The sequence below is a fragment of the Streptosporangium sp. NPDC000396 genome (assembly GCF_042898655.1).
GTDB lineage: Bacteria > Actinomycetota > Actinomycetes > Streptosporangiales > Streptosporangiaceae > Streptosporangium.
Genome location: NZ_JBIAZA010000019.1, coordinates 94,210 through 115,613 on the forward strand (window position 1 = coordinate 94,210; position 21,404 = coordinate 115,613).

A 21,404-nucleotide genomic window follows, 5' to 3' on the forward strand; every position below is an offset into this window, starting at 1 on the left:
GCTATCGTGGCCATATGGCAACGATCGGGGGGTCGTCGGCCGTGGAATCTCTCATCGAGACCGCGCTGCGAGACCAAGACCAGGACGGCACGATCCGCTGGAACGCGATCGCCATGCTGCACAAGCGAGGCGATCTGGAGACCTTCACCGCGGCCCGCCGGCTGTGCGCCGGTGAGACGGCCGACGAGCGGATGCTCGGGGTGGACATTCTGGGCCGGCTCGGGTTCGTCGACCGGAGCCTGCCCGTGCTGCGCTTCCTCGCCGCCAGCGAGGACGACTGCATGGTGCTCTACTCGGTGCTGATCGCCTTCGGCCACCTCAGGGACCGCCGCGCGCTGCCCTCGGTGATCGCCCTGAGCGAGCACGCCGACCCCGGGATCAGGTACGGCGCGGCCTACGCCCTGCCGAACATCATGGGCATCCCACCCGACCCGACGGGCCTGACCGCACTGCAACGGCTGGCCAGGGACTCCGACGACGACGTGGCCGAGTGGGCGTGTCTCGGTCTGGCGCTGTCAACGGGACGCGAGATTGAGGATGTCCGGCGGGAGATCCTCGATTCTTGACCGGTCCCAGGGAACCTCGAAACCCGTGTCGGCGAGCACCCCATCGAGCACTCCTGCCGTGAACCCCCACACCAGCAGTCCGCGCACCCGGAAGGCGGGCCCGGAGTAGCCGCTCGGGTGGCGCAGCTTGAGCCGGTTGTCCGGATTGACGAGCTCGGCGATCGGGACGCGCTCCACCGCCTCCACCTCGTCGGGCGAGGCCGGGTGGACCGCGCTGGGCGTGTGCCACCAGCCCAGGACCGGGGTGACCCTGTTGTCACTGCGCCAGACGTACAGCTCGGGCATCGTGCCGACCACGTGGACCCCGGCCGGGTCGAGGCCGGTCTCCTCGTGGGCCTCGCGCAACGCCGCGGCGATCGGGCCGCCGTCCTCGGGGTCGACGCCGCCGCCGGGGAAGGCGGGCTGCCCCGCGTGCCGGCGCCCGCGCGAGCTGCGCTGGATCAGCAGCACGTCGGGACCGAGTGGCCCCTCACCGAAAAGCAGCAGCACCGCGGCCGGGCGTCCGCCGGACCCCGGAGGGCGCAGCGACGGGGGAATCGATGTCGCCGCGGCTCGCTCGGGCAGCGTCTCCAACCATCCGGGCACTTTCACGGACCCACCTCCGGTCTCTGCAACACAAGACCCCCGCCTTGTGCTTCCCGGTCACGAGAAGGGGCCGGGACGCACCAGTTTGGCGGCCTGGACGGAGTCCGTGGGGCCGAGGCCGTACGAGGGGCAGAGCACGACGAGCGGGCACGCGCCGCAGGCGGGCCTGCGGGCGTGGCAGATGCGGCGGCCGTGCCAGATCAGGCGATGGGACATCATCGTCCAGTCACGCTTCGCGATGAGCTTCCCGACGACCTGCTCGATCTTGACCGGGTCGGTTTCGTCGGTCCAGCGGAACCGGCCGACGAGCCGCTGGAAGTGGGTGTCCACGGTGATCCCCGGCACCTCGAAGGCGTTGCCGAGCACCACGTTCGCCGTCTTGCGGCCGACCCCGGGCAGGGTGACCAGGTCCTTCAGCTTTCCGGGAACCTCGCCGCCGTAACGGTCGCACAGGGCCTGGGCCATGCCGATGATGCTGTTGGTCTTCGCCCGGAAGAACCCGGTGGGCCGGATGATCTCCTCCATCTCGGCCCGGTCGGCGCTGGCATACTCCTCCGCCGCCCGATATTTCGCGAAAAGCGTGGGAGTGACCATGTTGACTCTTTTATCCGTACACTGCGCGGATAGGATTGTCGCGACCAGCAGCTCAAGAGGGTTGCGGAAGTCGAGTTCGCAGTGTGCGTCGGGATAGGTCTCCGCGAGGATTCGATCCATTCGCCTAGCACGACGAACCAGGGCAAGCTGGGACTCACCAGCAAGACTGTCGTTGCGGACCACTCCGACAGCCTACGCGCATGGGCCCCTTGAAAGCCGCGCGGTGGGATAGGTCACAATGACTGCGTGAGCCGTGAAACAGGAGGCACCGTGAACACCGACGACGTTCTGGGCAAGGCCCCTCTGTTCGCCGCGCTCGACCGTGAGAGCGCCGCCGCGCTGCGCACGAGCATCTCCGAGGTGGAGCTGTCCAAGGGGCAGACCCTGTTCAGCGAGAACGAGACCGGGGACCGCCTCTACGTGGTGCTTGAGGGAAAGATCAAACTGTCCAGGACCGCGCCCGACGGCCGCGAGAACCTGCTCAGCGTGCTCGGTCCGAGCGAGATGTTCGGCGAGTTGTCGCTCTTCGACCCCCGCCCCCGTACAGCCTCCGCCACCGCGCTGACCGACGTCCGCCTGGCCGGACTCGGCCATGACGACCTGCGCCCCTGGCTGACCGGCCGCCCCGAGGTCGCCCTGCACCTGCTGCGCGCCCTGGCCCAGCGGCTGCGCCGGACCAACGACGTGCTGGCCGACCTGGTCTTCACCGACGTCCCCGGGCGGGTCGCCAAGGCCCTGCTCGACCTGGCCGAGCGCTTCGGCCAGCGGATCGACGACGGCATCCGGGTCCACCACGACCTCACCCAGGAGGAGCTGGCCCAGCTGGTCGGCGCCTCCCGCGAGACCGTGAACAAGGCGCTGGCCGACTTCGCCCAGCGCGGCTGGTTGCGCATCGAGGCCAAGGCCGTGGTCATCATGGACCTGGAGCGACTGCACAACCGCTCGCGCTGAGAGACCGGAAGAGCCGGGAGCCCTACTCTCCGAGATAGGCGAGCTGGGCGCGGACCGACATCTCGGCGGCGGCCCAGAGCGACCTGTCGACGTCCGCGTAGACGATCTCGACGATCTCCCTCGGCGTCGTCGCGCCCTGCTCGCGTGCGGTGCGGATCTGGTCCAGCCGCTGCCTGCGGTGCGCGATGTACCCGTCCAGCGCCCCGATCGGGTCGGGCAGCACCGGACCGTGCCCGGGAAGCAGGGCCTCCGCACCGACCTGCTCGGCCGTCGCGCGAAGCCTGTCGAGGGATCGCAGATAGTCGGCGAGGTCGCCGTCCGGGGCGATCACGGTGGTGCCCCGGCCGAGCACGGTGTCCCCGGTCAGCATCGCCCGATCCTCGGGCAGCCAGAAGCAGAGCGAGTCGAACGAGTGGCCGGGCGTACCCACGACATGGAGCTCAAGGCCGCCCACGGTGACGACGTCGCCGTCGGCGAGACCCTCGTCGCCGAGCCTGTGCCGTGGATCCAGGGCCCTGACGGGGGCCTGGACCATTCCGGCGAACCTCCGCGCGCCGCCGCTGTGGTCGTGGTGCCCGTGGGTGAGCAGGATCGCCGCCACCCTGCGCTCGCGAAGGTGGTCGGCGACCCGCCGCAGGTGCGCCTCGTCATCCGGCCCGGGGTCGACGACCAGCACGTCCTCTCCCCGGCCGATCACCCACGTGTTGGTGCCGTCCAGGGTCATCGGGGACGGGTTCGGGGCGAGCAGTCCGAGGGCGTGAGCCGTACCCGATCCGTCGGGGCCGCCGAGGGGAATCCGCAGCCCGCTCACGGCGTCTGCCCGCCTTCCGGCCCGGCGCACCCGCCGGGGAGCGTCCGGGGCCTGCTCCCCCGCTCACTCGCACCGGGACTCATACCGGGGCTCACGTCAGCGCTCATGCCGGTGCTCATGCCGGTGCTCATGCCGGTGCTCATGCCGGTGCTCATGCCGGTGCTCATGCCGGGCCGAACCTGTAGTCGTCGTCGAGCACGATGTGCATCTCCCCGTTCACTTCGGCGATCTCGGGCATGAGGGTGACGATCTCGCGTTCAGCCGCGAGCACGCCGGCCACGGTCGAATAGTCGCGAAGCTCGTTGAGCGTGCGGTAGGTCGGGGGCATCAGGAAGATCCGGCCGTTCTTGGCCTGGTCGATCGCGTCGGCGGGCCGCACCCAGGCGACCTGGTCGGCTTCGCCGCCGACGTCGCGGGTGCGCTGGCCCGGTGGGAGGGCGGCGACGAAGAACCGGGTGTCGAAGCGCCTGTTCTCGATCTTGGGGGTGATCCAGTGAGCCCAGGGGCGGAGCAGGTCGGAACGGAGGACCAGCCCGCGCTTGCCGAGGAAGTCGGCCAGCGACAGGCTCCGGCCGATCAGGGCGAGCCGGTCGGCCTCCCAGTCGTCGCCGGTGGTGTCGGCCACGACGGATTCCGCGGACGGCCCGGCGAGCAGCACACCCGACTCCTCGAACGTCTCGCGCACCGCGGCGCAGACCAGCCCCCGGGCGGTCCCGTCGTCCGCGTGAAAGACCTCGCCCCACTCGGCGGGCGAGGGCCCGGCCCAGGCGATCGCGTGATCGGTGTCACGAGGGTCCACCGAACCGCCGGGGAAGACGTAGGCCCCCGCCGCGAAGTCCATGCTCGCTTTCCGCCTCAGCAGATAGACCTCGACACCTTCCCGGAGGATGACCACGGTTGCGGCATCCCGGGCCGGGACGGGGTCGACCCGCCCGGCCAGGATGTCGCGCGCACGTTCGGCCAGCTCGCCAGGGAGCGGAATCCCACCCATTCAGATCCTCCACCAGAACAACACTCGGTTTCAGAACCCATCATGTGGTACGGCTCCCGCCCCGGACAATCGTCAGACGACCTCGGCGATCACTTCGACCTCGACCGGCGCGTCCAGAGGAAGGACGGCCACGCCGACCGCGCTGCGGGCGTGCTTGCCCGCTTCCCCGAGGACCTCGCCGAGCAGCTCGCTGGCGCCGTTGACGACCTGCGGCTGGCCGCCGAAGGCGGGGTCGCTGGCCACGAAGCCGACGACCTTGACGATCCTGACGATGCTGGACAGGTCTCCGGCCACCGACACGATCGCCGCGAGGGCGTTGAGCGCGCAGATCCTGGCGAGCTCGGCGGCTTCCTCCGGGGTGACCTCGGCGCCGACCTTGCCGGTCGCCACGAGCTTGCCGTCCACCATCGGGAGCTGACCCGAGGTGTAGATGTAGTTGCCCGAGCGAATCGCCGGGACATAGGCCGCCAGCGGTGCCACCACCTTGGGCAGCGTCAGGCCGAGCTCGGTCAGTTTCTGCTCCGGCGTCATGGCTTCGGCCTCTTCATGTAGGCGACCAGCTGCTCGGGGTTCGGCCCCGGCACGACCTGGACGAGCTCCCAGCCGTCCTGGCCCCAGTTATCGAGGATCTGCTTGGTCGCGTGGACCAGCAGTGGCACCGTCGAGTACTCCCATTTCGTCATGGGGGACACATTAGCGAGGCGGTTCCGGCTCGGCGGTTCCCTACGGGCCTCTCGGCGGGCGAGGCGCGATCCCGGGTTCCGGGCGCTCGGGCCGCCGCGCCGGCGACGGGCTGCCCATCCGGGGAGAAGCAACCCGCCACGCCCGTCCGGCACGAGGTGTCCTGCCTGGCGAGGGCCCTCCCAGCGGACAGGTTCATTGTGAGAATCCGCATATTTACTTTCCGTTCCGGATCGATTAATCGGGGGCCGGGCGCGGGCCGTCCGCGTTCGGGGCAGGCTTCGGACGGACCGAAAGGAGGTTTCGGCCCTAAACAGCTCGACCACGTCGACGTTCGCGGCCGTCGCCATCAGGGGGAACGGGAAGGGGCGAGAACACGACAACCCCCATAGCGGACATATCACTCTAAATGCTCATGACTTTCGCCAACCTCAGCCAAGCCATATCAGGCGCCCATCAATGGACAGCCCCGGCGAACCATCAGGTGGCCGTTGGGTAGCCTTCGAAACGTGAGAGCTCGCGACACCGATTGGGACGGCGTACGCCTCCACGTCATCACCGGTAAGGGCGGCACCGGAAAAACCACGGTGGCCGCCGCACTCGCCCTTTCCCTCGCCGCGGAAGGCCGCAAGGTCCTGCTCGTGGAGGTCGAGGGCCGCCAGGGAATCGCACAGATCTTCGACCTGCCGCCGCTGCCGTACGAGGAGAGGAAGATCGCCGTCGCACCCGGCGGCGGGGACGTCTACGCGCTGGCCATCGACCCCGAAGAGGCCATGCTCGACTACCTCGAGATGTTCTACGGCATGCGCCGGGCGGGCAAGGCTCTGACGAAGATAGGCATCGTCGACTTCGCCACCACCATCGCCCCCGGCTTCCGCGACGTCCTCGTCACCGGAAAGACCAGCGAGGCCGTCCGGCGCAAGACCAAGGACGGCAAGCGGGTCTACGACGCGGTCGTGCTCGACGCGCCGCCGACCGGCCGGATCACCCGCTTCCTCAACGTCACCAACGAGGTCGCCGGGCTGGCCAGGGTGGGTCCCATCAAGAACCACGCCGACCTGGTGAACGGTGTCGTGGCCTCTCCGGAGACGGCGGTGCACTTCGTCACGCTCCTGGAGGAGATGCCGGTCCAGGAGACCCTGGACGGGCTCCAGGAACTCCGCACGGCAGGGCTCCCACCTGGTGGGATCTTCACGAACATGGTCAGGGACACGCTGCTGCCCACGTCCGCCCTGGACGCCGCCGCCAAGAACCAGTTCGACCCGGGCGAGCTGGCGCTCGGCCTCAAGGCGGCCGGGCTCGCGGACGGCAGTTCCGACGCCGCGGTCGTGGCCGAGGCCCTCGTCAAGGAGATCGCCGAGCACGCCAGCCGTACCAAGCTGGAACGCCGCGAGAGGCGCTCGCTGGACGCGGCCGGCCGCCCCCGCTACGAGCTGCCGCTGCTGCCCGACGGGGTGGACCTGGCCGGGCTGTACGAGCTGGCCGAATCGATCCGCACTCAGGGAGCAGCGTGAAGACCCCTCCGGTTCTCGACCTCGACGCGATCATCGACGACCCGGACACCCGGATCATCGTCTGCTGCGGCTCCGGCGGCGTCGGCAAGACCACCACCGCGGCGGCCCTGGGGCTGCGAGCGGCCGAGCGCGGCCGTTCGGCCGTGGTGCTCACCGTGGACCCGGCCCGGCGGCTGGCGCAGTCCATGGGCCTGACCGAGCTCGACAACACCCCCAGACCCGTCGAGGGCGTGAAGGGTGAGGGCCGGCTGCACGCCATGATGCTCGACATGAAGCGGACCTTCGACGAGATCATCGAGGCGCACGCGGACCCCGAGCGAGCTCGACAGATCCTGACGAACCCCTTCTACCAGTCCCTGTCGTCCAGCTTCTCCGGCACCCAGGAGTACATGGCCATGGAGAAGCTCGGCCAGCTCCGCCGGTCGGGCGACTGGGACCTGATCGTCGTGGACACACCGCCCTCCCGCTCCGCGCTGGACTTCCTCGACGCGCCGGAACGGCTGGGCCGCTTTCTCGACGGCCGTCTGATCCGGATGCTGATGGCCCCCGCCAAGGCGGGCGGGCGCAGCGCGTTCAAGCTGCTCAACATGGGATTCGGCATCGTCGCCGGAGCCATGACCAAACTGCTCGGCGCGCAGGTGCTCAAAGACCTGCAGACGTTCGTCTCCGCGCTGGACGCCGTCTTCGGCGGGTTCAGGGTGCGCGCCGAACAGACCTACCAGCTCCTGCAGGCCCCCGGAACCGCGTTCGTCGTCGTGGCCGCGCCCGAACGAGACGCGATGCGCGAGGCCTCGTACTTCGTGGAGAGGCTGGCCGAGGAGCGCATGCCTCTGGCCGGGCTCGTGGTCAACCGGGTGCACCGGTCACCCGCGGCCGTGCTGTCGGCGGCGCGGAGCACCGCCGCGGCGGAAGACCTGGAGTCGCGCGGTGAGCACGAACTGACCGCCGCCGTACTGCGCCTGCACGCCGGGCGGATGCAACTGGCCGCCCGCGAACACCGCGAGCAGGAGCATTTCATCTCCGCCCATCCCACCGTGCCGGTGGCCCAGGTTCCCGCCATGTCACAGGACGTGCACGACCTGGAAGGGCTCCGCCGGGTGGGCGAGCTCCTGGCCGCACAGTAGTCACACAGTGGCTTCCAGTGGCTTCCAGTGGCCGCCGGTGGTCACGCGGTAAGCGGTCCGCAGGTCCGCCGGTCGTGTGGCACACCTCACCGCGATGAGCGCACGCGTGTACGGCTGGCGCCGGGCGCCAGCCGTACGGGATCGGCGCGAACTCAGCCGGCGATCAGCTCGTTGGTCCGCTCGTACTCTTCTTTGGCCAGCTCCAGCAGGTCGCGCCAGGAGTCGACGTCGGGTCGCCGGCGCAGCAGCGCCCGGCGTTCGCGCTCGGTCATCCCGCCCCACACCCCGAACTCGATGCGGTTGTCCAGCGCATCGGCGAGGCACTCGGTCCGGACCGGGCATCCCCGGCAGATCAGCTTCGCCCGGTTCTGGGCAGCGCCCTGAACGAACAAAGCGTCAGGATCCGCACCCTTACAGGCCGCACGGGAGGTCCAATCCGTGATCCACATTCGACCCCACTCCCCTTAGGTGGTCAGTCGTGACTTGGGGCCGACGGGCGCGGGCGTCGAGCCTCCGTATTCAGTTGCCGCAGAAGGAGAACGTACGCAATCAGACGTTCGGGCCGACAGACCCCGGCGGGACCAATTTCTCGCATGGTCATCAGCGGCCATGTGGCCGGGAATGACTAGTCACCTAACCGGTTACGGGGTCAAGTCGCGTCGAAACGGCATTCCGTTACCGTTTGGGTATTCCGTCCGACGTACCCTTGGACTCGTGCAAGCTCAAGGCAAAGATCAGAGATCAGCGGCATCGGCGGCGGGGAGCGTGCTGCGGCTGCTCGCCGCGGGCGCCGCCGCAGGCGTATTGGTCGCTGCCATCGCGCTTCCGGCGGTGGGCGGCGCGGGACTGGCCGTGAATTCCACCACGGATGAGCTGCACTTACGTGCGGAGGAGCTCAAGGAACCCCCCCTGCCGGAGAAGACCACCCTGCTCGACGCGAACGGCAAGCAGTTCGCCCAGTTCTATTACGAGAACCGCGAGTCGGTGAAGCTCGACCAGGTCTCCGACGTCATGAAGACCGCGATCATCGCGATCGAGGACTTCCGGTTCTACGAGCACGGGGCCATCGACCTGGAGGGCACCTTCCGCGCGGCTGTGAAGAACTTCTCGGGCGGCTCCATCCAGGGCGGCTCCTCGATCACCCAGCAGTACGTCAAGCAGGTGCTGTTCAACAGCGCCGAGACGAAGGAGGAGAAGGCCGCCGCGATCGCGCCGACCCTCTCCCGCAAGCTCTCCGAGCTGCGCTACGCGATGGCCATCGAGGAGAAATACACCAAGGCCGAGATCCTGGAGCGCTACCTCAACATCTCCTACTTCGGCGCGGGCGCCCACGGGATCCAGGCCGCGGCCAGGCGGTTCTTCAACAAGCCGGCCTCCAAGCTGAACCTGTGGGAGGCCGCCACCCTGGCCGGAGCCGTGCAGGACCCGGTCGGCACCGACCCCGACGGGGGCAAGGTGAAGCGGCAGCGGCTGCTGGAGCGGCGCAACATCGTCCTGGACCGGATGGCCGAGCTCCCCGATATCACCCACATCACCAAGCAGCAGGCCGAAGAGGCCAAGACGAAGAAGCTCGGCTACAAGGACATCGCCGCCCCCGGTGGCTGCGAGACGAGCCCCTACCCTTACTTCTGCGTCTACGTCCGTGAGGAGATCCGCCACAACGAGGAGTTCGGCAAGACTCCCGAGATCCGCGAGAGACTGCTCCAGCGCGGCGGCCTGACGATCAAGACGACGCTCGACCCGAAGACGCAAGAGGCTTCCGAGAAGGCCATCAGGGCCATGGTGAAGGCCAGCGACAAGCCGGTCGCCTCGCAGGCGATGGTCGTGCCCGGCACCGGCGCCATCAAGGCGCTGGCCACCAGCCGGAAGTTCGGGACGAACAAGAAGAAGAACGAGACCAGCATCAACTTCGCCGCCGACGGGCTGCACGGTGGCGGCGAGGGCTTCCAGGCCGGGTCCACGTTCAAGCCCTTCACCCTGCTCACGGCCCTGGACCAGGGCATGAAGCTCAACGACGGCAACACCACCGGAGCCGCGTACAACGCCCCGAGCTCCAGCGCGTTCCGTGACTGCGCGGGCAACCGGGTCGGCGAGCCCAGCCACGACGTCCGCAACTCCAGCGAGGGCGGCGGTGGCTTCAAGAGCCTGACGACCGGCACCCTCGGCTCGGTCAACACCTTCTTCCTGAAGCTGGAGGAGCAGGTCGGCCTCTGCGAGGTGGTCAAGACGGCCAAGAAGCTGGGCATCAAGCGGGCCGACGGGCAGAAGCTGAAGGAGTTCGAGACCTTCACTCTCGGCATCAACGAGATGGACCCGGTGACGGTCTCCGCCGCCTACGCGACGATCGCCTCCCGCGGCACCTACTGCGCGCCCATGGCCATCACCGAGATCCGCGACCGCGACGGCAAGGCCACGCCGTACAAGCCCAAGTGCAAGCAGGTCCTGGACGAGGAGGTCACCGACGCGGCCACCCACATCATGTCCCAGGTGTTCACCAAGGGCACGATGACCGAGGTCGGCGGCATCGGCCGCCCGGCCGCGGGCAAGACCGGCACCACCGACGCCTACACCGCGGCCTGGTTCGCCGGTTTCACCCCCGACCTCGCCTCCGCGGTCAGCCTCGGCGACCCGCGCGGCGCCTTCGAGCACGACCTGGTCGGCGTGACCATCGGCGGGCGCTACTACGGCTACGTGTACGGCGCCACGATCTCCGGCCGGATCTGGAAGCTGTCCATGCTCGACGCTCTGAAGGGCATCGAGCCGAGCTCCTTCACCCCGGTGAACCAGGAGCGCTTCGGAGGCTGCTCGGGCCAGTGCGGGCCCCCGCCCAAGAAGCCCGGCAGGGTCGACGGCGACCACAACGACGACCCGCTCTCGCCGGTGGACGACAACAACGTCGTGAACGACGGCAACGGTGGTTTCGACCAGGGTCGCCGTGGCCATGGTCGCGGCCACGGCCGCGGCGGCGCCCCCATCGTCCCGTAGAGACACCGGAGCCCTCCCTGAACCGGTCAGGGAGGGCTCTTGCCGTACACGGCCCCCTGAGGCCTGCCAGGCGTGCGCAGGCCCTGCCTTCTCAGGACGGGGGCGAGGGCGCCAGCCCTGCGGCCGTCGCGGACACGGTCTCAGACCGGCGCGGACACGACCTCAGGCCGTCAGACGGGCGCGCACGGTCTGCGCAACCCGGCCGCCCTCCGCCCGACCGGCGACCTTCGGCCCCAGGACCTTCATGACCTGGCCCATCGCCTGCGGTCCGGAAGCGCCGCTCTCGGCGATGGCCTCGTCCACGAGCTGGGCGAGCTCCTCGTCGGAGAGCTGAGCCGGGAGGTATTCCTCCAGCACGGCCTGCTCGTCCACCTCGGCCTGCGCCTGCTCCGCGCGACCGGCGTTGCTGAACGCCTCGGCCGCCTCTCGGCGCTTCTTGGCCTCCTTGGCCAGCACCTTGACGATCTCCTCGTCGGAAAGCTCGCGCGCCTCCTTACCCGCGACCTCCTCGACGTTCACAGCCGCCAGGGCCATGCGGATCGTCCGGGTGCGGATCTCGTCCCGGCTCTTCATAGAGGCCGTGAGATCGGCCTTCAGCTTGTCCTTCAATGTGCTCATGCGGTCCATCTTGCCGTCTCACCAGCCCGGCTGTATTCCGAGTTTCCTCCCGGGGCACCCTGATCGGGCATGATGAGAGGGTGAGGAAAGCAGCCGCGGTGCCCCTGTCCCTGCTCGGTGTCGGCCTGGCCGGTCTCGCCTACGCCTCGGTCATCGAGCGCAACGCCTTTCGCCTGCGGCGCTTCGACGTGCCCGTGCTGGAGCCCGGCCAACGTCCCGTGCGCATCCTGCAGCTGTCCGACCTGCACCTCACCCCCGGCAGGCGAAAACTGATCGACTGGGTTCGCTCGCTGGGTGACCTCAAGCCCGACCTGGTGGTCAACACCGGCGACTCCATCGCCCACCCCGACGCGATCGCCCCGCTCCTGCACGCCCTCGAACCGCTGCTGTCCCGTCCGGGTCTGTTCGTCTACGGCTCCAACGACATGTACGCGCCGCGCCCCAAGAACCCGGCACGCTATCTCTGGCGCACCTCCAAGGGCGAGCACGGCCAGAAGATCCCCTCTCTCCCCTGGGAGGAGCTCGGCGCCGCCATGGCCGTCGAGGGCTGGCTGGACATGAACAACACCACCGCCCGCATCAAAGTCGGCGATCTCGACGTGGCCGTGGGAGGCATCCACGACTCCCACATCAACCTCGACCGCTACGACCTGATCGCCGGTGCCGCGCCCGCGGAAGCCGATCTCCGCCTGGGCGTGATGCACTCCCCCGAGCCCCGCAACATGACCCGCTTCGCGGCCGACGGCTATCAGCTCCTGCTGGCCGGTCACACCCACGGCGGCCAGGTCTGCATCCCGTTCTACGGTGCCCTGGTCACCAACTGCGGCATCGACCGGGCCCGCGTCAAGGGCCTGAGCCGCCACGACTCCGCCTACCTCCACGTCTCCGCCGGCCTCGGCACCAGCCCCTACTCACCGGTCCGGTTCGCCTGCTTCCCCGAAGCCAGCCTCCTCACATTGGTCCCTCGCCGTCAGAGCGACGCAAGCACCCGCGAAGTCCGCTAGACTTTCCCAAGCACGAGCAAGACCGGCGTGCACCGGGGTGTAGCGCAGCTTGGCAGCGCGCTTCGTTCGGGACGAAGAGGTCGTGGGTTCAAATCCCGCCACCCCGACAGAGTAAGACCAGATAGAAGGCCACTTCCGAAGATCGGAAGTGGCCTTCTCGGTTTCTGCGTGACTACGCTTCCGGATCGCCTTCAACGATGCGGTTCAAGGAAGCGATTCCCCTGCCGGGTAAACCCGACAGTCCCCTCACTAGACCTGATGGCGACTGCCGTGATGTGCGGGCCGACGGCGTCGAGGACGAGGTGCTCGCGGTAGGCCTTGCGCCGCAAGATCCCAATATGCCTGGCGCTCGGCGTGGAGCTTCTTGCGTCCCTGCGGGGAACGGTCCTTACGGACCTCGAACGCCGCACCCCTGAACGGATCAGACGGTGCGGCCATCCCCAGAACCGGGAAGGGCAGGGGCGGCACCTTCCTGGGCCGCCCCGAGCCCTACCGCGTGGCGGCTATCGGGACCCGGCCGGGCAGAACTCCGCGGTGAGCACGTCGGTGAAGACGCTCAGCGGGGCCCAGTCGCCGTTGACCTGGGTGACCACGCGGTGTCTGCCATCGCGACTCCCCATGGCGTAGTTCCAGGAACCGTAGGTGGCCCCGGCGTTGCCCCAGACCCGCACCCCGCACGGCAGCTCCTGCTCGAAGATGCCCAGGCCGTACCTGGTCTTGGGGATCCAGCCCGCCCCGTCGGTGGAAACGGTGGTGAGCATCTCCCGCAGCTGCGCGGCCGGCAGGACGCGCCCGCCGAACAGGGCGGCGAAGAACCGGTTGAGGTCCGTGGTGGTGGAGATGACGCCGCCGGCGGCCCAGGCGAAGGACTGGTTCATCTCGGTGGCATCGTAGATCTTGGGCTGGGGGTCGGAGGAGAACAGGGTGGAGTAGTGCACCGGGTGGGGGCCGCGGATCGTGGGGTCGGTGCCGGGCAGCGAGGTGCCGGTCAGGCCCAAGGGGCGAAGGACGGTCCGGGTGAGTTCCTGGGCGAAGGTCCGGCCGGTCGCCTTCTCGACGATCATGGCGGCGAGGATGTAGTTGGTGTTGGAGTAGGTGAAGCGCTCGCCCGGGGCGCCGGTGGGCGGGTGTGCCAGGGCGACCTTGACCAGTTGCTCGGGGGTGTGGGTGTCGTAGCGGTGCTTCAACCACGCGGCGCCTACGCCCCGGGCGAAGAAGTCCTCGTCGTTGGTGTAGGCGTAGATGCCGCTGGTCTGGTTGAGCAGCTGCCGGATGGTGATCTGGCCGGGGTCGTAGGCGCTGCCGTCGAACAGGCCGGGCAGCCATCTGTCCAGGGTGTCGTCCAGGCTCAGCCGGCCCTCGGCCGCGAGCTTGAGGACCACGGTGGCGGTGAAGGCCTTGGAGGCGCTGCCGATGCGGAATCGCTCGTGCTGCTGGCGCTTGCGGCCGGTCTTGGTGTCGGAGGCGCCCGCCGAGCCGAACCACGTGCTGCGGCCGTCGCGGATTTCGGTGACGATGCCGGGGGCGCTCTTCGTGGCCACGGCCTGGACGAGCACGCGCTGCACCTCGGGGTGTCCCGGGGCCGGTGAGGCGGACGCGGGCAGGGCGGTAGCGGCCAGCACGGCGGCGGTGAGCAGGCCGGCCTTGGCGGGCATCGATGCGATCATGTCGGTTCCTTTCAGGGGGTTGGCAAGATCAGGGGTTGTTCGAAGGGAGTTCAGAGGGTGGCCGGCCGGCGGGGCTCGGCCGTGGCGCCGGCCCGCGCCGCGGTGCGGATGGCGGTGCGGGTGGCGGTGCGGGTGGCGGCGAGGATCGTCCAGGTGGTGGTGAGCGCGGTGATCAGCACCACCGCGGCGCAGGCGGTGAGGGTGGCCGCGTCGGGGTGGATCAGGGACTGGCCGCGGCCGGCCTGCCAGGTCACCACGGCGACCAGGCCGCTGTAGCCGAGCGCGGCGCTGCCGACCAGGCGGGCGCGGACCTGTTCGGCGCGCAGCCAGGCGTGCCGGCTGGCCAGGGCGGCCAGGGTCGCGGTGAGGATGAGCAGTGCCTGGATGCCGTGCAGGGCGAGGAAGTGCGGGATGCGGAAGTCGCCGCCGGTGAGGCTCCAGCCGGTCAGGGGCATGCCGTGGCCGTCGGGGTCGCCGATGCCGTGGCCCTGGTACATCGGCACGGGGTGGCCGTTGGCGTCGGTGACCGTGCGGGGGTGGATGCCGGTGACCATCCAGTAGAGCGGGATGAGCATGCCGGCGGTGGCCAGGGCGAGCCCGGCGCGGATCGCCCGGTTCAGGGCCGGGCCGCCGCTGCGCTGGATCAGCACCATGATCGCGATGATCAGTTGCGCGATGAGGATGATCATCACCCCGTAGGTGAGGATCGGGACCAGGGCCAGGGTGATGGGGTCGGTCTGGTCGGCGTTGAAGTGGCTGAAGGTGCCGCGGGCCGCCTGGGTGGTGATGGCGCCGACCTCGGCGGTCGCGCCGATCGCGAAGGCCGTACCGACCCACCGGCCCAGCCGCTTCGCCTTGTTCAGCTTGGAGATCAACCAGGCCAGCGTGCCGGCGTAGAGGGCGAAGGCGAAGCCGAACTTCAGCGGTTTGACCCATACCGACTCACCCAGCAGGGTCCGGTCGTCGATCACCAGCCCGACACCACAGACCAGCGTCAGGGCGGACATGAGGACCGCGCAGACCAGCAGCGGGCGATGCCAGGACTTCATGGGGACTCCAATCGCGGCGTCGGATGACGCGACATCTAGCGTTTGCGACAGAGGAAAAGCTAACTTGCATTCACTAATACGTCAACACCATACGCCCAGCAAATATGCATGCAACTAGGCATTATTGATGAATTTGCAATGGCTATGTGAGTGAATGCAAGCAGATCTACTTGCAATGAGATGGACGCGAATGCAAGGCCGCCCTATCCGCGCTCAATGCGATCAGGAAGGCATCCTCAATGCCCGGAGGCAGGCTGAGCCGCCAAGACCGCCGACAGGTCGCCGACGGCCTGACTGAAGGGCTCACCTACACCGAGATCGCCGCTCGCCTGAATCGGCCGCTGTCACCATCACGCGCGAGGTGGCCCGCAACGGCGGCCCCGGCGGCTACCGGGCCGACAGCGGCAGCCTGATCGCGGCCGAGCTCGCCCGGCACCTCCAGGTCAGCCCCGCCTCCATCTCCAAGGCCGTCGCCGAGCTCGAACAGCAGAAGCTCATCCGCCGCGAACGCGACCCCGCCGACGGCGCGACCGCTACGTCATCGACGCCGACGCCTGGTTCCGTGGCTGGATGGTCAGCGCCCGCCAGAACACCCAGCCGGCCGACTTCGCCCGCAAGGAGCGGAAACCCTCGGGCCCCTCTCCTGCCGGGATCCGGCTGCGGCACCTCGGCCGCGATGCCACGGGCGCCCAGCGCCCGCCGGTAGAGCGGGCCGTCCATCGTGTACTTGGTTCCCAGCACGCCGACGCGTGTGCGGCCGTCACCGGCGGCCTGATCGGCGACCACCTCGGCGATGTGCAGACCCGGCAGCGCGAGGTCGGAGGATGCGCCACCCCATCCTGCCTGGACAAACCACCACCCCCGGGAGGCATGGATGGATCTGCGCATGCTCGACCGTGTGATCTCGATCCCCGAAGAAGGATCGATCAGCGGCGCCGTCCGCCGATCGGGTCTCGCTCAGCCACTCGACGGCAAGGTGAACCAACAGTGTGTACTACTAGTACACTCCAATCATGAGAGCCATCATCAAGGCTGGGGGCACCGTCCTGGTCTCGATCCTTCTCAGCTATCCGTTCTGGGCTCCGGAGTGGGGACGCGGGATCCTGGGAGAGATCGCAGCGTGGGGGATGCCCGGCGGGCTGATCGCCGTTGCCGTTTTCTTCGGGCTCGTCGCGCTGTACTGCCGAGCCCTCCAGCGAACGATGACGCTCGTGCGGCCCGAGGCCAGGACCGCGGCGCCCGCGTCGGTCTGGTGGATGTTCGCGATCCCCTACAACTTCACCGAAGATTTCTTCATCGTGCGTGCCGTCTCCACCTCACTGGCCGCTGACACGCGTGTGACGAGCGGGTTCAACCGGCGGTGGGCGGCGATCGGATACGGCTGGTGCGTGTTCCAGATCCTGTCGCTCTTCCCGGGAGTGGCCGGGTATGCCGGCGGAGCGGCCGCCCTCCCGCTGTGGGCGGCACACTGGATCATGACAGCCCGCGTCAATCGCACGCTTGCCGTCCGGCGACCAGCCGCCCCGCTCACGCACAGCCTCTAGGACACCGATGCCGCTGCCCCGCTTCGACCGGCTGCCCGCCGACACACGAGCCGCCATCCTCGCCGTCGCTCGCGCCCACTTCGCCCGCGACGGCAAGGACGCCGCGTCGTTCAATCAGATCATCGCCGAGGCCGGCATCTCCAAGACCTCCGCCTACCACTACTTCGACGGCAAAGACGACCTCTTCGGCGCCGTGGTCGCCGACGCGGCCGGCCGGGTGCTCACCGCGCTCGGCCCCTGGACCGACGTGGCGACCGAGGACGAACTGTGGGAGCAGGTGAGGGCAGGCACCACACGGCTCGTGACGCACCTGCGCGACCACCCCGACGACCGGGCGATGCTCGCCGGGCAGCCCCGCCCCGGCGGCGACGGCGACTCGTGGATTCACAGGCTCGTCGCGAACGGCCTGCGCATCAACCTGATAGACCCGTATCCGAACGCCGAACTGGTCACCGTGGCGACCATCGGCGTCTTCGACGCCCTCGACACCTGGGCACTCGACCATACGAGCGAGCCGGACCACTCCTTCGCGGACACGCTCACCCTGTTCCTCTCCCGCCTCTGGAACACCACCCCCACGGCAAAAACCAAGCAATAGCCCTTGAACCCGGCTCCTGCGTTGATCACCCGGTTCCGAGGGGGTAGGCATACAGGACGCCGGGCATGTCCTCGACGGCCCCGAGCACCGCCTGCGCGTCACCGGGATCCGTGAGCCTGATGTAGTAACCCTCCGAGAACATCGAGGTCCTGAACTTCTTGCCCATCCAGGAGTACTCGGACACCCGCCTGGCGTGCGCGGCGTCCTCAACGTAGATCTGCTGAACCTGCCGCAGGCCGCTCAGCCTGCCCTCGATCGCGGCCTTCTCCTGCTGCGTGACGGGCCCGCGCTTGGCACAGGGGCCGTCGTACGGTTTCTCTTTCCCGCACAGCGTGACTCCGATGTCCGCCTTGCCCTCCCAGAAGTTACCGCCCCAAATGGTGGCGGTGGAGACGCCCGGCGCCTTCTCCATCTCGGCCTTGAAGAGCGCGGCGTCGGCCCGCCGACGGAGCGTGCCGCTGAACGACTCCGGCATGTCACTCGGCCTGATCGCCGAGATCGTGATCTCGTCATCGCCGAAGGCCTTCTTGAAGTTCGCCCATGCCTGCGCGCGGGACTCGAACTTCACCTCCGTCACCCCCGGCATCGCCTCCAGCCTCGCCCGGAGTGCGCGCCGCTGCTTCGCTGTGATCGCCCGCTCGTGACAGTTTTCGAACACACTATTGGCCTGACACAGATGAAGGATGAAATCCGCGTCCTGCGGCCAGGGCCCGTCCGGCGGCGAGGACATCTTCTGCCCGCCGGCCCAGGGCCCGTCCGGCGGAGACGCCTGGACGGAGGTACGGCCAGGGCCCTCACTCGCCGCATCGGCCGTCCCCGTCAACGTCATGGCGGTGACGGCGGCGACGGCGGCGACGGTCACGAGCACCAAACGCCGGGCACCGGCCCGGAACCCGCGCGACCTGGCTTCAGAAGGCGTCTTGTCCGATTTCACCCACCCGAATATGGCGATCTTTCTTTTCCACGGCAAGTCCTCTCATTTCATGAGCGGTTGATGGCGCGGGCGGCCGCGGCGGCGACCGTGGTGGCCAGGACCCAGCCCGAGGCGATCAGCACCATGGCGATCACCTTGGACGGCCCCGTGGGGTCCCACGCCGTGTCGTGCCCCAGGCTGACCAGTGGAATCAGCAGGTCCAGGGAGTACAGGAACGGGTCCCAGGTGGGGTGCTCGTCCGCCTTGATCGGGCACAGGCCGTCCGTCTGGGCCGAGCCGGTGCCGCACGTCACGGTGGAGAAATAGACGGTCCCGGCGATCAGCAGGCCGGCGACGCCGACGACCGCCCGCCAGGGCTGGTAGCCGTACCCCAGGGTGAGGTCCTGGACGAGCCCCCAGAGGCGCCACATCCGGCCCCGTACGCGTGCGGTCCGCCGGAGCTTCTCGCGCAGCACCCGGCTGGCCTCGCGTTCGAGTCCCGCGGCGCGGTAACAGCCGGCGAGCTGGTTGTACGGCCCTGGCTCCGCGTTCGGGGTTCCCCCGGCGAGCCACTTGACGCGGTCCTTCACGCTCATGGTCCCGGCCAGCGACTGGTAGGTGAACTGGTCCAGCACGACTCGTCCGGGCTCCTCGGGCCACGAGGCGGGGTCGTCGGCGAAGACCTCCACGGCGGCGTGGCCGAGTTCGATCCTCCCCGAGGGGAGAGACGGCGAGAAGTTCAGCCTTCGGGCGACCAGCCCTCCGGCGCGGAAGGAGATCCCGTTCTCCTGGCCGAGCGTGGCATCGGCGAGCTCCACGTTGCCCTGCAGTACGGCGGAGCTGACGTCCAGCAGTCCGGTGAGGGTGGCCTTGCGCATGTCCAGGTCACCGGAGATGGCCGCTCCCGCCACGGTGACCGAGCCCGGAGCCTCATCCGTGCCGCCGATCTCGGCCTCCGCCAGGACGACCCCACCGGTCACCTGGGACAACGACAGGTCGATGAGTCCCGTCAGGCGTGCTCGTCTGGCGGTCACGCCCCCGCGGATGACGGTTCGGCTCAGCCGTACCGCCCCCTCAGGGGAGGGATCGGTGAAAGTCGCCCCGTCCAGGCCGAGCGCGCCGGAGATCTCGGCGCCGCGCAGGTCGAAGGCCCCTTTCACGACCAGCCCGGCACTGTCGGAGATGTCTCCGGCCAGGCGGAGCCCGACTCCGATGAACGCGCGCTCTCCCGGGCAGGAGAGGGTCGCGTTCTCCAGGGCGATCGGCCCGGCGATCGTCGATCCGGCGAGGTTGACCATGCCCTCCGCCCGGAACCCGTTCCGGGCGTAGAAGCCACCGCCCCCGACGGTCATCTGGGGTGCCTGGATGAACGCGTTCTTACCGACGATCTGCGCCTCGTCCAGGAAGATGCCCTCCACCCTGGCGTTGTTCAGGTAGCAGCAGCCTTCACAACGCAGCCCCCTGGCGCTGATCCCCCCACTGATGATCGCGTTCTCCGCGTCGATCGCGATGTGGCCGCCGGGTGAGATCCGGGTGTGGGACAGGACGAGTTCCGCCCCGATCCTGGCGCCGACCAGGTCCACCGCCCCGTAGACCCGGCAGGCTCGCAGCTCGACGTCGCCTTCCGTTGTCGCTCCGGTGGCGAAGAACGCCGGCAGGGCGCAGTCGTTGAAACCGATCCTCGACAGCTTGGCGTTGTCGAGGCAGGGAGCGGTGTCGAAGACGCACGCCTCGAAGGAGATCGGAACGCTGACATCGCCTCCGACCAGGTCCAGAGCACCGTCGATATAGGCACCCCGTATTCGCAGCTGGAGCGTCTGCCCGTCAGCGGGGGCCGGCGGCGTCAGCAGCAGGTGCCGGACGACCGGGGCGCGAATGACCTGCGCCGTGTTCCTCATCTCCTGTTCTGCGGACGCATCGAACCATTCGCCGTTCCGGAAGGCCCGCCACAGGCGCCGTTCCGACACACTCCACCTACGGGGCGGGGTCGCTCGTGGCGCTGCGGGCATCGAGATCGGCTCCTCCTCGGCGGGGACAAGCTCCGGCTGCTCGATCGGGTACGTCGATTCAGATCAGTCGATTCCGATCATTTGCCGAAAGACTCGCACCGTCTACTCAATCCCCTGCGCATCCGTCTCCGGCCGGTCGTCAGGGAAGCGTGAACACAGGCTCCGGCTCTGTTCGCGGCCGGCTCGGTCTTCACCGGCCGCCACACCCGGGGCCGCGCCACGCCCGCGCCACGCCCGCGCCACGCCCGCGCCACGCCCGCGCCGGGACCACGCCGGGACCACGCCGGAAGCACCATCTCACCGTCTCTCTCGGTGCCTTTCAGGTAACTTTCAGTTACGAGCTGACCGCTGACGGGATCGCCCAGGCACCGTCTTGGCTTTGGGAGAGGCATGAACCGCCGCAACCGGGCGAGCATCGTCCACCAGATCAGATACGCCCTCCGTCATCCCCATCGGGTTCCCCCGCATCTGAAGCGCCTGACCAGGGACGCCTGGTTGCGCCTGAGCACCCGTGACCACGTCGGCTACTACCGCGCGGTCATGAAGTCCGACACCGCCCGCAGCTCGGAGGCGGCCGTGGGCAGCAAGTCGCACAAGCGCTGGCTCGTTCTGGGCCAGATGCAGTTCGACTACCTGACACGGCACGGCCTGAAGCCGGAGCACCGCATGCTGGAGATCGGCTGCGGCAATCTGCGCGCCGGCCGCCTGTTCATCAACTATCTGGACACCGGCAACTACTACGGCATCGACATCTCCCCCGACATCCTGCTCTCCGCCCAGGACGTCCTGGTCAGCCACGGCCTGCGCGACAAGCTCCCCCATCTCACCATGGTCAAGAACCTGCGCTTCGACTTCCTGCCCGACGAGATGTTCGACGTGGTGCACGCCCACAGCGTCTTCTCCCACTCCCCGCTGCACGTGATCGAGGAGTGCTTCCAGCACATCGGCCGGATCATGAGGCCGGGCGGCTGGTTCGACTTCACCTTCGACCGCACGGAGGGCAAGGAGCACCAGGTCCTTCGCGAGGACTTCTACTACCGCACGGAGACCCTGGTCGCCCTTGCCGAGAAGCACGGCCTCCACGCGGTCTTCATGGACGACTGGGAGCTCCTTCCCCACAAGCAGTCCAAGATCCGCGTCACGCTTCCCGACGGAGGTACGGCTCCCGCCGTCCCTCAGCGCCGCCGGGCGAAACGGTGA

The 21,404-nt window shown here is 68.8% G+C and carries 22 protein-coding genes and 1 tRNA gene; 11 read left to right on the top strand and 12 right to left on the bottom strand.

The genetic code is table 11. The annotated features are described in order from the left end of the window. Nucleotides 1–14: 14 nt before the first annotated feature. On the top strand, nucleotides 15–566 hold the full coding sequence (locus ACFY2X_RS28710; RefSeq protein WP_389943832.1) for a HEAT repeat domain-containing protein: 552 nt from the start codon (nucleotides 15–17) through the stop codon (nucleotides 564–566). Here ACFY2X_RS28710 and ACFY2X_RS28715 read toward each other — a convergent pair. Next, nucleotides 516–1,157, bottom strand: a complete 642-nt coding sequence (locus ACFY2X_RS28715; RefSeq protein ID WP_389943835.1) for an NUDIX hydrolase — start codon at nucleotides 1,155–1,157, stop codon at nucleotides 516–518. The two genes, ACFY2X_RS28710 and ACFY2X_RS28715, sit on opposite strands and share 51 nt — an antisense overlap. A 51-nt stretch (nucleotides 1,158–1,208) precedes the next feature. Continuing rightward, nucleotides 1,209–1,928, bottom strand: a complete 720-nt coding sequence (gene nth, locus ACFY2X_RS28720; protein WP_389943838.1) for an endonuclease III — start codon at nucleotides 1,926–1,928, stop codon at nucleotides 1,209–1,211. 87 nt (nucleotides 1,929–2,015) lie between these two features. Here nth and ACFY2X_RS28725 point away from each other — a divergent pair, with 87 nt between their 5' ends. Then, on the top strand, nucleotides 2,016–2,696 hold the full coding sequence (locus ACFY2X_RS28725; protein WP_389944087.1) for a Crp/Fnr family transcriptional regulator: 681 nt from the start codon (nucleotides 2,016–2,018) through the stop codon (nucleotides 2,694–2,696). A 22-nt stretch (nucleotides 2,697–2,718) separates the two neighbouring features. Here the strand turns inward: ACFY2X_RS28725 and ACFY2X_RS28730 are convergent, their stop codons facing one another. The 4 genes from ACFY2X_RS28730 to ACFY2X_RS28745 form a co-directional block, all read right to left on the bottom strand. Beyond that, nucleotides 2,719–3,507, bottom strand: a complete 789-nt coding sequence (locus ACFY2X_RS28730; protein ID WP_389943841.1) for an MBL fold metallo-hydrolase — start codon at nucleotides 3,505–3,507, stop codon at nucleotides 2,719–2,721. Between the two features lie 163 nt (nucleotides 3,508–3,670). After that, on the bottom strand, nucleotides 3,671–4,498 hold the full coding sequence (locus tag ACFY2X_RS28735) for an NUDIX hydrolase (RefSeq protein ID WP_389943844.1): 828 nt from the start codon (nucleotides 4,496–4,498) through the stop codon (nucleotides 3,671–3,673). A 72-nt stretch (nucleotides 4,499–4,570) separates the two neighbouring features. Further along, on the bottom strand, nucleotides 4,571–5,029 hold the full coding sequence (locus ACFY2X_RS28740) for a RidA family protein (protein WP_389943847.1): 459 nt from the start codon (nucleotides 5,027–5,029) through the stop codon (nucleotides 4,571–4,573). Next, nucleotides 5,026–5,181 carry a DUF4177 domain-containing protein gene (locus ACFY2X_RS28745; RefSeq protein WP_389943850.1) on the bottom strand — a complete coding sequence of 52 codons (156 nt, stop codon included), beginning with the start codon at nucleotides 5,179–5,181 and terminating at the stop codon, nucleotides 5,026–5,028. The genes ACFY2X_RS28740 and ACFY2X_RS28745 overlap by 4 nt, the downstream gene beginning before the upstream one ends. Before the next feature lie 507 nt (nucleotides 5,182–5,688). Between ACFY2X_RS28745 and ACFY2X_RS28750 the strand changes: the two genes are divergently transcribed. Together ACFY2X_RS28750 and ACFY2X_RS28755 are read left to right on the top strand one after the other, a co-directional pair. Next, entirely contained in the window at nucleotides 5,689–6,693 is a 1,005-nt protein-coding gene (locus ACFY2X_RS28750; RefSeq protein ID WP_389943853.1) for an ArsA-related P-loop ATPase, read from the top strand. After that, nucleotides 6,690–7,817 (top strand): ArsA family ATPase, encoded by a 1,128-nt coding sequence (locus ACFY2X_RS28755; RefSeq protein WP_389943856.1) that lies wholly within the window; start codon nucleotides 6,690–6,692, stop codon nucleotides 7,815–7,817. Before ACFY2X_RS28750 ends, ACFY2X_RS28755 begins: the two co-directional genes overlap by 4 nt. Nucleotides 7,818–7,969: 152 nt before the next feature. Here the strand turns inward: ACFY2X_RS28755 and ACFY2X_RS28760 are convergent, their stop codons facing one another. Further along, nucleotides 7,970–8,266, bottom strand: coding sequence for a WhiB family transcriptional regulator (locus ACFY2X_RS28760; RefSeq protein WP_012887233.1), 297 nt, complete (start codon nucleotides 8,264–8,266; stop codon nucleotides 7,970–7,972). 265 nt (nucleotides 8,267–8,531) lie between these two features. Here ACFY2X_RS28760 and ACFY2X_RS28765 point away from each other — a divergent pair, with 265 nt between their 5' ends. Continuing rightward, nucleotides 8,532–10,802 carry a transglycosylase domain-containing protein gene (locus ACFY2X_RS28765; RefSeq protein WP_389943859.1) on the top strand — a complete coding sequence of 757 codons (2,271 nt, stop codon included), beginning with the start codon at nucleotides 8,532–8,534 and terminating at the stop codon, nucleotides 10,800–10,802. A gap of 162 nt (nucleotides 10,803–10,964) precedes the next feature. Here the strand turns inward: ACFY2X_RS28765 and ACFY2X_RS28770 are convergent, their stop codons facing one another. After that, nucleotides 10,965–11,420 (bottom strand): GatB/YqeY domain-containing protein, encoded by a 456-nt coding sequence (locus ACFY2X_RS28770; RefSeq protein WP_389943862.1) that lies wholly within the window; start codon nucleotides 11,418–11,420, stop codon nucleotides 10,965–10,967. Between the two features lie 80 nt (nucleotides 11,421–11,500). On the opposite strand from ACFY2X_RS28770, the gene ACFY2X_RS28775 reads away from it, so the two are divergent. Together ACFY2X_RS28775 and ACFY2X_RS28780 are read left to right on the top strand one after the other, a co-directional pair. Then, nucleotides 11,501–12,424 carry a metallophosphoesterase gene (locus ACFY2X_RS28775; protein ID WP_389943865.1) on the top strand — a complete coding sequence of 308 codons (924 nt, stop codon included), beginning with the start codon at nucleotides 11,501–11,503 and terminating at the stop codon, nucleotides 12,422–12,424. A 33-nt stretch (nucleotides 12,425–12,457) separates the two neighbouring features. Further along, nucleotides 12,458–12,531, top strand: a tRNA-Pro gene (locus ACFY2X_RS28780). 396 nt (nucleotides 12,532–12,927) lie between these two features. Here ACFY2X_RS28780 and ACFY2X_RS28785 read toward each other — a convergent pair. Further along, nucleotides 12,928–14,091 carry a serine hydrolase domain-containing protein gene (locus tag ACFY2X_RS28785; protein WP_389943868.1) on the bottom strand — a complete coding sequence of 388 codons (1,164 nt, stop codon included), beginning with the start codon at nucleotides 14,089–14,091 and terminating at the stop codon, nucleotides 12,928–12,930. Nucleotides 14,092–14,141: 50 nt separating this feature from the next. Further along, nucleotides 14,142–15,140 (bottom strand): hypothetical protein, encoded by a 999-nt coding sequence (locus tag ACFY2X_RS28790; RefSeq protein ID WP_389943871.1) that lies wholly within the window; start codon nucleotides 15,138–15,140, stop codon nucleotides 14,142–14,144. A 361-nt stretch (nucleotides 15,141–15,501) separates the two neighbouring features. Here ACFY2X_RS28790 and ACFY2X_RS28795 point away from each other — a divergent pair, with 361 nt between their 5' ends. The 3 genes from ACFY2X_RS28795 to ACFY2X_RS28805 all read left to right on the top strand — a co-directional run bounded on the left by ACFY2X_RS28795 (nucleotide 15,502) and on the right by ACFY2X_RS28805 (nucleotide 17,282). Then, complete coding sequence (locus ACFY2X_RS28795; RefSeq protein WP_389943873.1) at nucleotides 15,502–15,846, top strand: MarR family winged helix-turn-helix transcriptional regulator; 345 nt, start codon at nucleotides 15,502–15,504, stop codon at nucleotides 15,844–15,846. A 307-nt stretch (nucleotides 15,847–16,153) separates the two neighbouring features. Next, nucleotides 16,154–16,684 carry a hypothetical protein gene (locus ACFY2X_RS28800; protein ID WP_389943875.1) on the top strand — a complete coding sequence of 177 codons (531 nt, stop codon included), beginning with the start codon at nucleotides 16,154–16,156 and terminating at the stop codon, nucleotides 16,682–16,684. Nucleotides 16,685–16,691: 7 nt separating this feature from the next. Then, on the top strand, nucleotides 16,692–17,282 hold the full coding sequence (locus ACFY2X_RS28805; protein ID WP_389943877.1) for a TetR/AcrR family transcriptional regulator: 591 nt from the start codon (nucleotides 16,692–16,694) through the stop codon (nucleotides 17,280–17,282). Between the two features lie 25 nt (nucleotides 17,283–17,307). Here ACFY2X_RS28805 and ACFY2X_RS28810 read toward each other — a convergent pair whose 3' ends face one another. Both ACFY2X_RS28810 and ACFY2X_RS28815 read right to left on the bottom strand, forming a co-directional pair. After that, on the bottom strand, nucleotides 17,308–18,216 hold the full coding sequence (locus tag ACFY2X_RS28810) for a permease-like cell division protein FtsX (protein ID WP_389943880.1): 909 nt from the start codon (nucleotides 18,214–18,216) through the stop codon (nucleotides 17,308–17,310). 47 nt (nucleotides 18,217–18,263) lie between these two features. Then, nucleotides 18,264–20,093, bottom strand: coding sequence for a hypothetical protein (locus tag ACFY2X_RS28815; protein WP_389943883.1), 1,830 nt, complete (start codon nucleotides 20,091–20,093; stop codon nucleotides 18,264–18,266). A gap of 501 nt (nucleotides 20,094–20,594) precedes the next feature. Here ACFY2X_RS28815 and ACFY2X_RS28820 point away from each other — a divergent pair. Beyond that, nucleotides 20,595–21,404 (top strand): class I SAM-dependent DNA methyltransferase, encoded by an 810-nt coding sequence (locus ACFY2X_RS28820; protein ID WP_389943886.1) that lies wholly within the window; start codon nucleotides 20,595–20,597, stop codon nucleotides 21,402–21,404.

Coding starts and splice junctions, on each gene's coding strand:
- ACFY2X_RS28710 (WP_389943832.1), top strand. CDS start 15: ATGGCAACGATCGGGGGGTCGTCGGCCGTGGAATCTCTCATCGAGACC.
- ACFY2X_RS28735 (WP_389943844.1), bottom strand. CDS start 4,498: ATGGGTGGGATTCCGCTCCCTGGCGAGCTGGCCGAACGTGCGCGCGAC.
- ACFY2X_RS28740 (WP_389943847.1), bottom strand. CDS start 5,029: ATGACGCCGGAGCAGAAACTGACCGAGCTCGGCCTGACGCTGCCCAAG.
- ACFY2X_RS28745 (WP_389943850.1), bottom strand. CDS start 5,181: ATGACGAAATGGGAGTACTCGACGGTGCCACTGCTGGTCCACGCGACC.
- ACFY2X_RS28760 (WP_012887233.1), bottom strand. CDS start 8,266: ATGTGGATCACGGATTGGACCTCCCGTGCGGCCTGTAAGGGTGCGGAT.
- ACFY2X_RS28770 (WP_389943862.1), bottom strand. CDS start 11,420: ATGAGCACATTGAAGGACAAGCTGAAGGCCGATCTCACGGCCTCTATG.
- ACFY2X_RS28785 (WP_389943868.1), bottom strand. CDS start 14,091: ATGATCGCATCGATGCCCGCCAAGGCCGGCCTGCTCACCGCCGCCGTG.
- ACFY2X_RS28790 (WP_389943871.1), bottom strand. CDS start 15,140: ATGAAGTCCTGGCATCGCCCGCTGCTGGTCTGCGCGGTCCTCATGTCC.
- ACFY2X_RS28800 (WP_389943875.1), top strand. CDS start 16,154: ATGAGAGCCATCATCAAGGCTGGGGGCACCGTCCTGGTCTCGATCCTT.
- ACFY2X_RS28805 (WP_389943877.1), top strand. CDS start 16,692: ATGCCGCTGCCCCGCTTCGACCGGCTGCCCGCCGACACACGAGCCGCC.
- ACFY2X_RS28815 (WP_389943883.1), bottom strand. CDS start 20,093: ATGAGGAACACGGCGCAGGTCATTCGCGCCCCGGTCGTCCGGCACCTG.
- ACFY2X_RS28820 (WP_389943886.1), top strand. CDS start 20,595: ATGAACCGCCGCAACCGGGCGAGCATCGTCCACCAGATCAGATACGCC.